This is a genomic window from Streptomyces sp. JLBJ103, from assembly GCF_058215575.1.
This window is the reverse complement of record NZ_CM177089.1, coordinates 3,114,380-3,127,742: the sequence shown is the minus strand read 5'-3', so window position 1 is coordinate 3,127,742 and position 13,363 is coordinate 3,114,380. Positions and strand designations below refer to the sequence as shown.

The 13,363-nt window shown below is 71.2% G+C and carries 11 protein-coding genes; 4 read left to right on the top strand and 7 right to left on the bottom strand.

Annotated elements, in window-relative coordinates:
* The first annotated feature begins 3 nt into the window (after positions 1-3).
* A complete protein-coding gene (locus AC4BEG_RS13520) occupies positions 4-462 on the top strand; it encodes a hypothetical protein (RefSeq protein ID WP_490706140.1) in 459 nt (152 codons plus the stop codon).
* A gap of 7 nt (positions 463-469) precedes the next feature.
* Here AC4BEG_RS13520 and AC4BEG_RS13515 read toward each other — a convergent pair whose 3' ends face one another.
* Genes AC4BEG_RS13515 through AC4BEG_RS13505 form a run of 3 tightly spaced genes read right to left on the bottom strand, consistent with a single transcriptional unit; the run spans position 470 to position 2,836 of the window.
* The gene (locus AC4BEG_RS13515) at positions 470-1,237 is read right to left on the bottom strand and encodes an enoyl-CoA hydratase/isomerase family protein (protein ID WP_490706139.1); all 768 of its coding nucleotides are present in this window, start codon (positions 1,235-1,237) and stop codon (positions 470-472) included.
* Entirely contained in the window at positions 1,234-1,674 is a 441-nt protein-coding gene (locus AC4BEG_RS13510; RefSeq protein WP_490706138.1) for a Zn-ribbon domain-containing OB-fold protein, read from the bottom strand. Before AC4BEG_RS13510 ends, AC4BEG_RS13515 begins: the two co-directional genes overlap by 4 nt.
* 10 nt (positions 1,675-1,684) lie before the next feature.
* Complete coding sequence (locus tag AC4BEG_RS13505) at positions 1,685-2,836, bottom strand: lipid-transfer protein (protein ID WP_490706137.1); 1,152 nt, start codon at positions 2,834-2,836, stop codon at positions 1,685-1,687.
* A gap of 127 nt (positions 2,837-2,963) precedes the next feature.
* On the opposite strand from AC4BEG_RS13505, the gene AC4BEG_RS13500 reads away from it, so the two are divergent.
* Entirely contained in the window at positions 2,964-4,556 is a 1,593-nt protein-coding gene (locus tag AC4BEG_RS13500; protein ID WP_490706136.1) for a FadD3 family acyl-CoA ligase, read from the top strand.
* 153 nt (positions 4,557-4,709) lie between these two features.
* Here AC4BEG_RS13500 and AC4BEG_RS13495 read toward each other — a convergent pair whose 3' ends face one another.
* The 4 genes from AC4BEG_RS13495 to AC4BEG_RS13480 all read right to left on the bottom strand — a co-directional run bounded on the left by AC4BEG_RS13495 (position 4,710) and on the right by AC4BEG_RS13480 (position 11,284).
* Positions 4,710-4,838 (bottom strand): hypothetical protein, encoded by a 129-nt coding sequence (locus AC4BEG_RS13495; protein WP_490706135.1) that lies wholly within the window; start codon positions 4,836-4,838, stop codon positions 4,710-4,712.
* Between the two features lie 328 nt (positions 4,839-5,166).
* Positions 5,167-5,451: a hypothetical protein gene (locus AC4BEG_RS13490; protein WP_490706134.1), complete on the bottom strand. Its 285-nt coding sequence runs from the start codon at positions 5,449-5,451 to the stop codon at positions 5,167-5,169.
* A gap of 206 nt (positions 5,452-5,657) precedes the next feature.
* Entirely contained in the window at positions 5,658-8,582 is a 2,925-nt protein-coding gene (gene afsR, locus AC4BEG_RS13485) for an SARP-family global regulator AfsR (protein ID WP_490706133.1), read from the bottom strand.
* Between the two features lie 164 nt (positions 8,583-8,746).
* Positions 8,747-11,284: an ATP-binding protein gene (locus AC4BEG_RS13480; protein WP_490707079.1), complete on the bottom strand. Its 2,538-nt coding sequence runs from the start codon at positions 11,282-11,284 to the stop codon at positions 8,747-8,749.
* Positions 11,285-11,416: 132 nt separating this feature from the next.
* On the opposite strand from AC4BEG_RS13480, the gene AC4BEG_RS13475 reads away from it, so the two are divergent.
* Both AC4BEG_RS13475 and AC4BEG_RS13470 read left to right on the top strand, forming a co-directional pair.
* The gene (locus tag AC4BEG_RS13475; protein ID WP_490706132.1) at positions 11,417-12,643 is read left to right on the top strand and encodes an amidohydrolase family protein; all 1,227 of its coding nucleotides are present in this window, start codon (positions 11,417-11,419) and stop codon (positions 12,641-12,643) included.
* Positions 12,644-12,720: 77 nt separating this feature from the next.
* A complete protein-coding gene (locus AC4BEG_RS13470) occupies positions 12,721-13,350 on the top strand; it encodes a hypothetical protein (protein ID WP_490706131.1) in 630 nt (209 codons plus the stop codon).
* The last annotated feature ends 13 nt before the right edge of the window (positions 13,351-13,363 follow it).

The following is a 13,363-nucleotide window of genomic DNA, read 5'->3' as shown; positions in this document are numbered from 1 at the left end:
CTCGTGCCTGTCCTGGACCACCAGCTGATCTGCTCTCCGGCGTGCCTCTCCCGGGCGCAGAGGGGCGTCGCCGCCGCACTCCGGCACTACACGGACGCGCCGGTGGCCAAGCCGTGGTACGTGCGCGGATGTGTCCCGGACCCGGACGAGGCCGCGGTGACCGTAGCCCTGTGGACGGGCCCCGCGGCGCGGGAGAAGATGAACATGTTCTTCTTCGTCCCGCTGGTGTCCGGCGGTCTGCCGGTTCCGGCGGTGCGGGTCGTGACGGGCATGATGCGGCTGGCCCGGGGAACGCATGTGTTCGGCTTCACCGGACGCCATTTCGACGGCAAGCCCGTCGTCAACGGCGCCCGGCTGGTGGACGGGCAGGGAGCGCCGTGTCTGTGCGGGGGGACCGGCGAGCGTGAGAGTCCGCGGGGTTTCTACCTCGAGCGGCCCGGAGAGCTGACGCACTACCGCTGAGCTGCGTTCAGCGCAGCCGGAAGCCGGGCGTACGGGCCGCGAACCGCGCGGCCTGGCGTTCCGGCGGCAGATTCCCCAGCGCGATCAATTGCGGGGCCTGGGCGAGCGCCTGGGTCAGCGCCGCCTCCTTCGCCGTCCACAGCGCCCGTACCGTCCCCTGCACCGCCTCCGTCGGGTACGACGCCATGACGGAGGCGGCGCGTACGGCGGCCGCCGTGGCCTCTCCGGCCGGAACCACCTCGCTCACCAGGCCCGTCTCATACGCCCGCCGGGCCGAGACCCGCTCCGCGGTGCCCATCAGCGCCATCCGCGCGACCTCGCCGAACGGCATACGCTGCGCCATGTAGATGGCCTCGTAGGCGCTGACCATCCCATAGGTGGTGTGCGGATCGAAGAAGGTCGCCCGCTCGTCGGCGACGATGAACTCCGCCTCGCCCAGCAGGTAGAACGCCCCGCCGCAGGCCATTCCGCCCACCGCCGCGACCACCGGCTTCCACAGGTCGTTCGCCTTCGGCCCGACCGTGCGCAGCGGATCGTCGAGGGCGTACGGTGACGGGGGCTGGGGCACCTCCACCGAGCGGTCGACCCCGGTGCAGAAGGCCCGTTCGCCCGCGCCGGTGAGGACCACGGCCCGGACCGACTCGTCCCGGCGGAAGCGGCGCCAGACGGCGATCAGTTCGTCCGCGGTCTCCAGGTCGATGGCGTTGTGCCGCTCGGGCCGGTCGAGGGTGACCACGGCGACGCCGCCCTCCTCGGTCCTGACACGCACCGTCATGGCCGCTCCAGCAGCCAGCGCAGCACGGTGGGTCCGTCCGCGGGCTGGTGGAAGACCGCCTTCACCGGGGCGCCGATCCGGATCCGGTCGGGGGCGACGGAGTTCAGCGGGGCGTCGGCGGACTCGACGAGATTGCCCACCAGCCGGATCCGCGGATGCTCGGCCAGCTCCACCAGGACCACGTTGTACGGGGCCTGGGCGGCATAGCCGGGCAGCAGCGGCGGATGGGGCAGGACGTAGGACCAGATCCGGCCACGGCCGCTGGTCCTTTTCCACAGGTGCTCGAAGGACTGGCAGGACGGACAGCAGGGCCGCGGCGGGAAGCGCGGTTCGGCGCAGGCGGCGCAGGTCTGGACGCGCAGCTCCCCGCGGGCGGCGTAGCTGAAGAAGGGCGCGCCGTCCTCGTCGGGGACGGGCTGGAGCAACTCCGTTGTCATGTCGGTCGACTCAACTCCTCAGCAGCAGGGCGGATGTGGGAACCCCCTCGCCCGCCGTGACCAGGCAGGTGGTGGCGTCGGAGACCTGTGCGGTGCTGGTGCCGCGCAGCTGGCTGACCCCCTCGGTGATGAGGTTGAAGCCATGGACGTACGCCTCGCTGAGCCCGCCGCCGCTGGTGTTGAGCGGCAGCCGGCCGCCGATCTCCAGGGCGCCCCCCTCGGTGAACGCGGCGCCCTCGCCCCGCGCGCAGAAGCCGTAGCCCTCGAGCGACAGCGGGATCAGGGCGGTGAAGGCGTCGTAGATCTGGGCCACGTCCACGTCCTGGGGCCCGAAGTCGGCGGTTTTCCACAGGTGGCGGGCGGCGGTCCAGGAGGGGCCGGAGAGCGGGTCGTCGTTCCAGTAGTTGACCATCCCGTGGTGCTGGGACGGCAGCCCCTGGGCGGCCGAGTGGATGTAGACGGGCCGTCGCCGGCAGTCGCGCGCCCGCTCGGCGGAGACCACTACACAGGCCAGCGCGCCGTCCGTCTCCAGGCAGTTGTCGAACAGGCACAGCGGTTCGCTGATCCAGCGCGCGGTCATGTACATCTCGCGGGTCAGCGGGCGTTCGTACATCATCGCGGCCGGGTTCTGATTGGCCCGGTTGCGGCAGGCCAGGGCCACATTGAAGAGGTGGTCGCGGGTGGCGCCGTACTCGTGCATATAGCGCCGGGCCAGCATCCCGATCTCATCGGCGGGGCGCAGCAGTCCGTAGGGCCGGGTCCACTGGGCCGGGGTGGGCAGCTGGACGCGGGTGTTGGTCCAGGGGCGCGGGCCGCTGCCGCGTTTGCGGGAGCGCCAGGCCACCCCGACGCTCGCCTGCCCGGTGGCGATGGCGGCGGCGAGATGGGCGACGGTGGCACAGGAACCGCCGCCGCCGTACCCGGCCTTGGCGAAGAAGGTCACGTCGCCGGCGCCGATGGCCTTGGCGACCTCGACCTCGTCGGTCTCCTCCATGGTGTACGAGGCGAAGGCGTCCACCTCGGACGGCGCGATCCCGGCGTCGTCCAGCGCGGTGAGGATCGCGCGGCAGGCGAGGGCCTTCTCGGATTCGGGGAGCCGTTTGGCGAAGGGGGTCCGGCCGATTCCGGCTATCGCCGTCGCGTCTTTCAGGGTCGCCGCCATCGCCACCTCCGTGGTCGAGGTCCCCGGTGCCCGCGGCCACCGGTGCTGACAGCGGGGAAGGCTACCGCTAATCTGACGGACAGTCAGGTAGTGCGGGCGGGCGGGCGAACCCGGCGGGAGGCGGCACATGGCGGAGGACACCATCCCGGCGCTGGTGCGGGCGGCGGCCGAGCGGTACGGCCCGACCGAGGCCGTGGTCGAGGGCCGCTCCCGGATCTCCTACGCGGACCTGAGCGCGCGGATCGAGCGGGCCGCCGCGGCCTGTCTCGCCTCGGGCGTGGTGCCGGGCGACCGGATCGCGGTGTGGGCGCCCAACACCACCGACTGGATCGTGGCGGCGCTGGGCGCGGTCACCGCGGGCGGGGTGCTGGTCCCGCTCAACACCCGTTTCAAGGGCGCCGAGACCACGTACGTACTGCGCCGGACCCGCGCCACCCATCTGTTCATCACCGGCACCTTCCTGGGCACCTCGTACGTGGCCTCGCTGCGCAGGGCCGCGGGGGAGGGGCCGGGTCCCGGCCCGCTGCCGGGGCTGCCGCGGCTGCGGGACGTGGTCGTCCTCGCCGACGACGCCCCGGAAGACTTCCGCACCTGGAGGGAATTCCTGGCCGCCGGCGCCGCCGTACCGGACTCGGCGGTACGGGACCGGGCCGACGCGATACGACCCGACGACCCCTCCGACATCACCTTCACCTCCGGTACCACCGGTGACCCCAAGGGTGTGGTGATCACCCACGCCCAGACCGTGCGGGTCTACGACACCTGGAGCGAGATCACCGGGCTGGTGCGGGGCGACCGCTACCTCATCGTCAATCCGTTCTTCCACACCTTCGGCTACAAGGCCGGGATCATCGCCTGTCTGCTGCGCGGCGCCACGATGGTGCCGCAGCCGGTGTTCAACGTGGAGACCGCGCTCGCCAACATCGCGGCCGAGCGCATCAGCGTGCTGCCCGGACCGCCCACCCTCCACCAGTCGCTCCTGGACCATCCGGCGCGCGCCGCCCACGACTTGTCCGCGCTGCGCCTGGTCGTCACCGGCGCCGCCGTCGTCCCGCTGGAGCTGGTGGACCGGCTGCGCGGCGAACTGCGGATCGCCACCGTGCTGACCGCCTACGGTCTGTCGGAGGCCTCCGGCACGGTCAGCATGTGCCGCCGCGGCGATCCGCCGGAGGTCGTCTCGGGATCCTCCGGGCGCGCCATCCCCGACACCGAGATCAAGGTCGTGGGACCGGGCGGCGCCCCCCTGCCGCCGGGCACCCCGGGCGAGGTCCTGGTGCGCGGCTACCACGTGATGCGGGGCTACTTCGAGGACGAGGTGGCCACCGCGCGGGCGATCACCCCGGACGGCTGGCTGCGGACCGGCGACATCGGCGTCCTCGACGCGGACGGCAATCTGCGGATCACCGACCGGGTCAAGGACATGTTCATCGTCGGCGGGTTCAACGCCTATCCCGCCGAGATCGAGCGGCTGATCGCCCGCCACCCGGATGTGGCCGACGTGGCCGTGATCGGCATCCCCGACCCGCGGCTGGGGGAAGTGGCCAAGGCGTACGCCGTCCGCCGCCCCGAGTCCACGCTGACCGCGGACGATCTGATCGCCTGGTCGCGGCGGGAGATGGCGAACTACAAGGTGCCGCGGCAGGTGGAGTTCCTCCCCGAACTGCCGCGCAACGCCGGCGGCAAGGTGCTCAAGACCGCGCTGCGGGCGCGCCCGCGTTGAGTATGCGAGGCGAGTAGGGCGTCTGTGTGGAGGTCTCGTGCCGATGCGTGATCAATGATGGATGGCACGGGGCCGAGCCGGTCCGGCTCGGCCCCGCGGGCGAGCTGATACACGGCGGGGTCAGTGCTCGCCGTCGTTCGCCTGGAGGGCCACCTACACCGGCATGGGGCTGCCCGGGTAGTTGTCCTGGACGACCGAGGCGGGGCCGTTCGGTTGGGGGGCCGGGGCGTGGCCCTCGCCCAGCTCGCCTGCGGATGCGCTGCCGACGGACGGATCCGCCACGATCACGGGGGTGTGGCTGTCATTCGCGACAGCGAAGGTGGCTGACTGGCCGGTTCCGGCTGCGGCGCCTATCGCAAGAGCCAAGGTAGCGAGACCTTTTACGGTACGAGTCATTCCAGTTCCTCCGGTACGGGGGGTGATGGATAGTTTTGTAGTGCAAATTGACCATGGATGGACTGATGGGTTCAGTCATCTGGCCTGAAATGGGCGAAGCTTGGCAAGAAGCGCCTCGCCCACGACATAGAGAGGAGCCGATGCCGATGACGTCCCCTCCGCGTCATCGACATCGGCTCCTCGCGTCACCTCATGGGTGGCGACGGACCCCGCTCTACTCAGGTGCCGACGGCGTGTGACCCTCGCCCTCCTGGGCCAGCTTCGGCGGCGCCGGAGTGTGGCCTTCGCCCTGTGTCGACAGCTTCGGCGGTGCGGGGGTGTGCCCCTCACCCAGTGTCGACAGCTGTGGCGGTGCGGGGGTATGGCCTTCCCCCTGTGTCGACAGCTGTGGCGGTGCCGGGGTATGACCTTCACCCATGGTGGAGAGGGAGGAGGGAGCCGGGTCGGCCTCCAGCGGCCGGTAGGCGTCGGACTCGGGCTTCTTGTCTGTGTTCGTCACGGTGAACTCCATCGGATGCTGGTCGGAGGGCGCCGTCGAGCCCGCCCGGCGACACCCCCGTGGGTCGCCGGACGGCAGCTCAAGGGCCGCCCACACTACGGTGTGACCTCACAACCGACCCGTCTGCCCCCCGCGGGGACGGATCGACCGTTAAAGAGAATCCCGGACCGCGATAAACGATTGATGAACGGGGGCGCCGGACGAGGTCAGGCGGCCGCCGCGGGCGTCAGTAGCACCTGGACATCCTCCGCTTCGGGGGTTCCCAACCGCTTGTGGATGGACAGGGCTTCGCGCCAGCACGCCTCCGCCCGCCCGTTCTGGCCGAGTTCCAGCAGTGCCCTGCCGAGCAGTGTCAGCACCACAGCCCGTCGCCAGTCGCCGCCCATCCCTCGCAGGGCCAGGGCCTGTTCGGCGTGCGTAGCGGCCTTGGCGGGGCTGGGCAGGGCCAAGTAGGCCTCGGCCAGCCGCTGGTGGGCCATCCCCTCCCACAATGGCTGGCGGTGCTCACGGAAGAGGTGCCGGGCCTCGTTGAGCTGCTCCAGCGCCGGAGCGAGGAGTCCGGCCCCGGTCAGTGCGATCCCCAGTGCGTACTTGCCGTTGGCCACGCGCAGGGTGCGCCCCTGGCTCTCGTAGATCTCGACGCCCTGCCGGGCCAGTTCGATGGCGCTGTCGATACGGTCCATCTCCACGTACGCGCGCGACAGGTTGCACAGCGCGCTGGCCTCGCCGGGCCGGTCGTCCACCGCCCGGTACGCCTCTATGGCCTGGAGGAAGTGGCGCTCGGCGTCGTCCCAGCGGGTACGGCTCAGGTGCGCGAGGATGCCGCGCTCGGTGCGGGCGCGGCCAACGATCACGAAGTCCTGTGCTGAGGTCCCCAGTTCCAGGGCGCGCTCGGCCTCGGCGTCGGCCTCGTCGAGTCGTCCGGCCAGCTGGTGCACCTTGGCCAGGCACACCCGTGAACGGCCCTCGGCCCGAGTGTCCCCCGCCTCGTGTGCGGCCTGGCTGATGACCTGGGCCAGCGTCTCGTAGCGCGGGGCGTTGGCACCGGACTCGGCGAGGTCGATGGCTGCCAGCAGCACATCCGCGGCCCGGCGCAGGGTCTCCCCGTGGGCCGCCTGCTGGGCACACGCCAGCAGGCAGTCGGCCTCGGAGAACAGCCAGTCCAGAGCCGCGTCCTGGTGAGGGAAGTCAAGTCCTGCGTGGTCGGTGGGGGACAGGTGGTCCACCAGCCGGTCGCCCGGCCGCTCCATGGCGTGCACACGAGCCGCGGTCGCCAGATAGAAGTCCAGCAGCCGCGACAGCGCCGCCTCGCGGTCGGCCGCCGACTGGTGCCGCTCCGCGCAGTCACGCGCGTAGAGCCGCACCAGATCGTGGTACCGGTAACGGCCGGGTGCGGCGGACTCCAGCAGCGAAGCGTCGACGAGCGACTCGAGCAGTTCCTCGGCGTCGAAGGAGTCCAGATCCAGGGCGACTGCCGCGGCGGCCAGTGAGATGTCCGGCCCCTCCGCCAGGCCCAGCAGCCGGAAGGCCTCCGCCTGTTCGGGCTCGAGCTGTCCGTAGCCGAGTTCGAACGTCGCCCGCACGGCCAGGTCCCCCGCCCGCAGTTCGTCCAGGCGCCGGCGCTCGTTCGCGAGTTTGAGCGCCAGCGTCGAGACCGTCCACGTGCGGCGGGAGGCCAGCCGGGAGGCGGCGATCCGGATGGCGAGCGGCAGGAAGCCGCATGCGGCTACCACGTCCATGGCCGCCTCGCGCTCGGAGTTCACCCGGTCTTCGCCGACGATGCGGGTGAAGAGCACCAGAGCCTCGTCGGGGCTCATCACGTCGAGGTCGACCAGATGCGCGCTCGCGAGGTCCACCATCCGGGTCCGGCTGGTGATCAGGGCCGCGCAGCCCTCGGTGCCCGGCAACAGCGGTCGTACCTGGGCGGCGTCGCGGGCGTTGTCGAGCAGGGTCAGGACGCGGCGCCCGTCGAGAGTGGAGCGGTAGAGAGCGGAGCGCTCCTCGACGCCGTCGGGGACCGCGGACTCCGGGAGGCCAAGGGCTCGCAGGAACGCCCCCAGTACGGCTTCGGGCTCGGCGGGTACCGGACCCGCGCCCTGGAGGTCCACGTACAGCTGGCCATCTGGGAAGTGGTGCCGGGCGGCATGAGCCACATGCACGGCCAGCGTCGTCTTGCCGACACCGCCGATGCCCGCAACTGCTGACACGGCCATGACATGCCCGTCAGCGGAAGCGAGTTGATCACTGAGCTCGGTGACAAACGCCGCTCGCCCGGTGAAGTCGGCGACCGTCGCGGGCAGCTGGGCGGGGCGCACGAAGGCCGGGCCCGCGGTGGCGCGGCTGTCCGGGGGCGCGGCCAGCTCGGCGTCCGCCTGGAGGATGCGCTGATGCAGCTCGGACAGCTCCGGGCAGGGGTCCACGCCCAGGTCTTCGGCGAGCAGCCGCCGGGTGTCGTTGTAGACGGCCAGTGCCTCGGCCTGCCGTCCACTGCGGTACAGCGCCAGCATCAACAGCTCGCGCAGCCGTTCCCGGAGCGGGTGGGCAGCGGTCAGGGCCGTGAGTTCGGAGACCACATCGGTGTGGTGGCCGAGTTCCAGGTCCAAGTCGAGCCGGGTCTCGATCAGGACCAACTGCCACTCCGCCAGCCGCGCCCGCTGCGCCTCCACGTACGGGCCGGGCAGGTTGGCCAGGGACTCGCCGTCCCACAGGGCCAGCGCCTGGGTCATGAGCTCACGGGCCCGGAGCCGGTCACCGGAGTTCCGTGACTTCTCGGCCTCCGTCGCCAGTCGCTCGGCAACCTCGACGTCCAGGGATCCTTCCTCGGCTCGCACCGCATAGCCGCCCGCCTCGCTCACCAGGACGTTCGAGTGCGGTGCGAACGCCTTGCGCAGCCGGGAGGCGTAGGTGCGCAGCGCGGCGATGGCCGCGTCCGGCGGGTCCTCGCCCCAGAGCGCGTCCACGAGTTCGGAAGCGGTGGCCGTGCGCCCGCCCCGCAGCAGCAGAGCGGCGAGCAGCGCTCGTTGCTGCGGTGATCCCGTACTGATCTGCTGCTCGCCCCGCCATGCGCGTACCGGTCCGAGCACGGTGAAGCGCAAGGGCTGGTCCTGCGCCTGCTCCTTCTCGCCGGCCATGGTCTCCCCCTGCCTCTGCCTCCCAGTTGCAGGGGCCAGTTTGCCTTGCCAGCGGCCCCTACGTCAGTAGGGGCCGAACCTCTCCACAGGGCCAACACGCTTGACGGGGCTCCGGAAACCAACGGATCGTCAGTTCGGTGGGTGCCTTTCGGTCAGGGCGCCGCTCACCAAGGCATGCTGGTGTGGCCGGGTAGCGAATCCCCGTCCGGCAGGGGTGCCCAGGGTGTACGCGAGAGTAGTTGGCGCACCTCGTCAGGTTCCGGGGAGCCCAGTCGCTCCCGGATTTCCTGCGCCTCCTGCCAGCTCTCCTGGGCTCGTGTCACCTCTCCTAGTGCCGCCAGGGCCTTTGCCCGGACGATGAGGAAGGAGAAGCGGCGCCACTCACCGCCGAACCCACCCAGGGCCAGCGACCGCTCGGCGTGGGCCGCCGCTATGGCGGGGCGGTTGGCTGCCAGATGAATTTCGGCCAGCCGGAAGTGGGTCATTCCTTCCCACAGCGTCTGACGGGCGTCCCGGAACAGCCCGAGCGCCCGGGTGAGCTGGATGAGCGCTTCGTCCAGCCGGTGCGCCCGGGTGAGTGCGATCCCGAGTGTGTACATCCCGTTGGCCAGCCGTAGCGGTGCACCGAGCCGCCGGTAGATGGCCAGCCCTTGCTCGGCGAGCTCCACGCCGGACCGGGTGCGGCCCAGATTCACGTGCAGCCGCGAGAGATTGGACAGGACGCTCGCCTCGCCCGCCTCATTGCCGTCCGCGCGGAACGCGGCGAGCGCCTTCTCGAGAAAGCGCTCGGCGTCCTCGTGCCGCCCTTGGCCTGTGGCGACGATGCCGAGCTGGTTGGCGGCGCGGCTGGCGACCACCGGGTCCTCGGCGGCGAGTGCCAGAGCACGCCGTAGCTCTTGAGCCGCCTGGTCGAAGCGGCCGGTGAAGCCGTACAGATGTCCCAGTGCCGAGCGGGCGCGTGCCTCGGTGTGGCTGTCTCCCGCGGCAAGCGCCGCTTCGCTGACGGCCAGGGCGGCGCTCTCGTACTGGCGCGGGCGTGCCCCGGACTCGGCGAGGTCGAGCGCTGCCATCAGCAGGTCGGCGGCGCGTCGGCGGGTGCCTGGTCCGGTGCATCGCGACACGCAGGTGATCAGGCCGTCGGCCTCGTTGAAGAGCCAGCTCAGCCCGGCTCGTGAGGAGGGGAAGTGTAGCCCGGGAGCGCCGGTGGGCTCGAAGTGCTCGACCGTGCGGTCGCCCGGCCGCTCCAAGGCGTACACCCGCGCCGCGGTGGCCAGGTAGAAGTCCAGCAGCCGGGAGAGCGCGGCGTCCTGCTCGCCCGGCGGCTGGACCTCGCGCTCCGTGCACGCCCGCGCGTAGAGCCGGACCAGGTCGTGGAAGCGGTACCGGCCCGGTGCGGTGGCTTCCAGGAGCGAGATGTCTTCCAGCGAGGCGAGGATCCGCTCGGTCTCCTCCTGGGGCAGGTTGATGACTGCCGCGGCGGAGGTCAGTGACACGTCCGGCGCCTCGGCCAGACCGAGCAGCCGGAACGCCCGCGCCTGCTGTGGCTCCAACTGTCCGTAACTGAGCTCGAACGTGGCCTTCACCGCCAGATCCCCGGCGCGCAACTCGTCCAGTCTCCTTCGCTCATCGGCCAGTTTGCGGGCCAGGACGGAGACGGTCCAGGTGCGGCGTGCTGCGAGCCTGGAGGCTGCGATGCGGATAGCGAGCGGCAGATAGCCGCAGGCGCCCACCACTTCCATGGCCGCCTTGCGCTCCACCGCCGCCCGTTCTTCACCCACGATGTGCGCGAAGAGGGCGTACGCTTCCTCGGGCCCCATCGCCTCCAGCGTCACCCCATGGGAACCGGCCAGACCAGTCATCCGGGCTCGACTGGTGACCAGCGTGACGCAGTCGCTCCCGCTGGGCAGGAGCGTGCGGATCTGCGCGGCGTCGCGTGCGTTGTCCAGAAGGACCAGGACACGGCGGCCGTCGAGTACGGACCGGTAGAGCGCCGCCCGTTCCTCCAGGCCATCGGGCACGGCCGAGTCGGGCGTCCCCATGGCCCGCAGGAAGCCGCCCAGCACGGCCTCCGGTTCGGCGGGAGTCGGGCCGGCCCCGCGCAGATCGGCGTAGAGCTGGCCATCGGGGAAGCGGTGGCGAGCGGCGTGGGCGACGTGTACGGCCAGGGCTGTCTTGCCGATACCGCCGATGCCCGTGATGGTCAGGACGGTGCTGGCGGGCCCCCGGGCGGCGACACGGGCGCTGAGCTCGGCCAGGAAGTCCGAGCGTCCGGTGAAGTCCGCCACGGTAGCGGGTAGCTGGGCGGGCCGTGTCGGTGCTTCCCCGGCCGCCGTGGAGGGCTGGGTGAGTCCCGGGTCGGACAGTTCCATACGCCGCCGGAGCCCGTCCAGCGTGCTGCCCGGCTCGACCCCTAGCTCCCGGGCGAGCCGCTGCCGGAGGTCGTCGTACACCGCCAGTGCCTCGGCCCGCCGTCCGTCGCGGTACAGCGCCAGCATCAGCAGTCCGCGCAGCCTCTCGCGCAGCGGGTGGGCGGTAGCCAGGCTGGTGAGCTCCGGAAGGACAGCGGTGTGGCGGCCGCGCTCCAACTCCAGTTCGATGCGGCCTTCATCGAGGGCCAGGGACAACTCCTCGCCCCGCCAGGACCGCTTCGGGCCGGACGTCGCCGACGTTCCCTGCCCCTCCGGCCGCTTGTTGCCGACCATGGTGCCCCCCCGCACGTGCCTCCTTGCTGTACGGCCAGTCTGCCGCCATCGCGGCCGTACGTCAGCACGAACCGCGGGGTCGGCGATTTCAGCTAGCTGACGCATCGTCAGATCAGCGCTACCGTGACACCCATGGAGAGCTTCCCGAAGATCATCTCGGTGGACGATCACACGGTTGAACCCCCTCACGTCTGGCGGGACCGCCTCCCGTCGAAGTACCGCGACACCGCCCCGCGGATCGTCCGCGCGCCGCTGAAGGAAATGACCTTCGTCGGTGGCAGGTTCGCGCCGACGATGGGCGCGCCCGGCGACGACGGGCCGCTCGCGGACTGGTGGGTGTACGAGGAGCTGCATCGGCCGCTGACCCGGCTGGACACCGCGGTCGGATACGCCCGGGAGGAAGTCCGGCTGGAGGCCATCACCTACGAGCAGATGCGGCCGGGCTCCTACTCGGTGCCCGAGCGGCTCGCGGACATGGATGTGAACCATGTGCAGTCCGCGCTCTGCTTCCCGACCTTCCCCCGGTTCTGCGGGCAGACCTTCACCGAGGCCCGCGACCGTGAGCTGGGGCTGCTGGGGGTGCGGGCGTACAACGACTGGATGGTGGAGGAGTGGTGCGGCCCCGAGGCGCGGGGGCGGCTGATCCCGCTCATCATCATCCCGCTGTGGGACGCCGAGCTGGCCGCCGCCGAGGTGCGGCGGAACGCGGCGCGCGGGGTGCGGGCCGTCTGCTTCTCGGAGATACCCCCGAACCTGGGGCTGCCCTCCGTCCACACCGACGACTGGGATCCGTTCTTCGCGGCCTGCGACGAGACCGGCACGGTCGTCGCCATGCACATCGGCTCGTCCTCGCGGATGCCTTCGACCTCGGCGGACGCGCCCCCGGCGGTCGGCTCCACCATCACCTTCGCCAACTGCTGCTTCTCGATGGTCGACTGGCTGATGAGCGGGAAGTTCGAGCGCTTCCCGAACCTCAAGATCATGTACGCCGAGGGGCAGATCGGCTGGATCCCCTACATCCTGGAGCGCGCCGATGTGGTCTGGGAGGAGAACCGCGGCTGGGGCGGTGTGGCCGACAAGGTGCTGCGGCCGCCGTCGGAGCTGTTCGCGGAGCATGTGTACGGATGCTTCTTCGACGACGCCTTCGGGCTACGGAACCTGGACGCGATCGGGGTGGGCAACGTCCTGTACGAGACGGACTATCCGCACTCCGACTCCACCTGGCCCAAGTCCAGGGAGGTCGGCGAGGCGCAGATGGGCCATCTGGCGCCGGATGTCGTCGAGCGGATCGTCCGCGGCAACGCCATCGAGCTGCTGGGGCTGACGGACGACGGGCTGTGGCCGGGGCCGGGGGCCTGAGGCGATGAAGCGGTGAGGCAGTGAAGCGGTGAGGCGGGCCCGGGGCGTTGTCGGTGGCGGCCGGTAGCGTCCCGGGTATGGCGATGATGGTGCTGCCCCTCGACGACGCGTGGCTCGACCGGATCCTGGAGTTCGCGGAGCTGCCGTGGAGCCGCCAGGCCCATGACGACCTGTTCGTGCGCAACGGCTGGCATCTGGAGGGCGAGGACGGCGTGCCCGTCGTCCACTGGGTGGATATGTGGCCGCTGGCCGGGGAGTTCGACAAGGGCGGCTGGCACCTCGCGCTCGGCGAGTACCCCGGCTGCGATGAGCGGGACGCCGCGCCCACCGTGGTGTGCGACCACCCGGAGTGCCGTAAGGACTGTTCGGTGATGCTGCCCGTCGCCTACAGCGCGTTCGGGGTCGTCGACCACGACGACGTGCCGATACCGCCGGAGGACTACTGGGACCTGGACTCCATGGGCGGCGGCACCTGGCTGCCGGACGCCGTGGAGGACGACTGGGAGACCGAGTACCGGCGGGTGGAGGCCCTGCTGTGTGGGCGGCTGGGCGAGCCGTCGGGGCTGGAGCCGGCGGAGATGCTTGACGCGGAGCGGGGGATGGTCTGGGAGCGGGGCGGCTATCTGGTGACGCTCTTCTGCGGGCCTGAGTGGTACGCGTACGGGAAGTACGAATGGATCGGCATCGAGGTGCGCCCGCGGGGCTGAAACACCCCGGGGG

Coding starts and splice junctions, on each gene's coding strand:
- AC4BEG_RS13470 (WP_490706131.1), top strand. CDS start 12,721: ATGGCGATGATGGTGCTGCCCCTCGACGACGCGTGGCTCGACCGGATC.
- AC4BEG_RS13500 (WP_490706136.1), top strand. CDS start 2,964: ATGGCGGAGGACACCATCCCGGCGCTGGTGCGGGCGGCGGCCGAGCGG.
- AC4BEG_RS13515 (WP_490706139.1), bottom strand. CDS start 1,237: ATGACGGTGCGTGTCAGGACCGAGGAGGGCGGCGTCGCCGTGGTCACC.
- AC4BEG_RS13510 (WP_490706138.1), bottom strand. CDS start 1,674: ATGACAACGGAGTTGCTCCAGCCCGTCCCCGACGAGGACGGCGCGCCC.
- AC4BEG_RS13475 (WP_490706132.1), top strand. CDS start 11,417: ATGGAGAGCTTCCCGAAGATCATCTCGGTGGACGATCACACGGTTGAA.
- AC4BEG_RS13505 (WP_490706137.1), bottom strand. CDS start 2,836: ATGGCGGCGACCCTGAAAGACGCGACGGCGATAGCCGGAATCGGCCGG.
- AC4BEG_RS13480 (WP_490707079.1), bottom strand. CDS start 11,284: ATGGTCGGCAACAAGCGGCCGGAGGGGCAGGGAACGTCGGCGACGTCC.
- afsR (WP_490706133.1), bottom strand. CDS start 8,582: ATGGCCGGCGAGAAGGAGCAGGCGCAGGACCAGCCCTTGCGCTTCACC.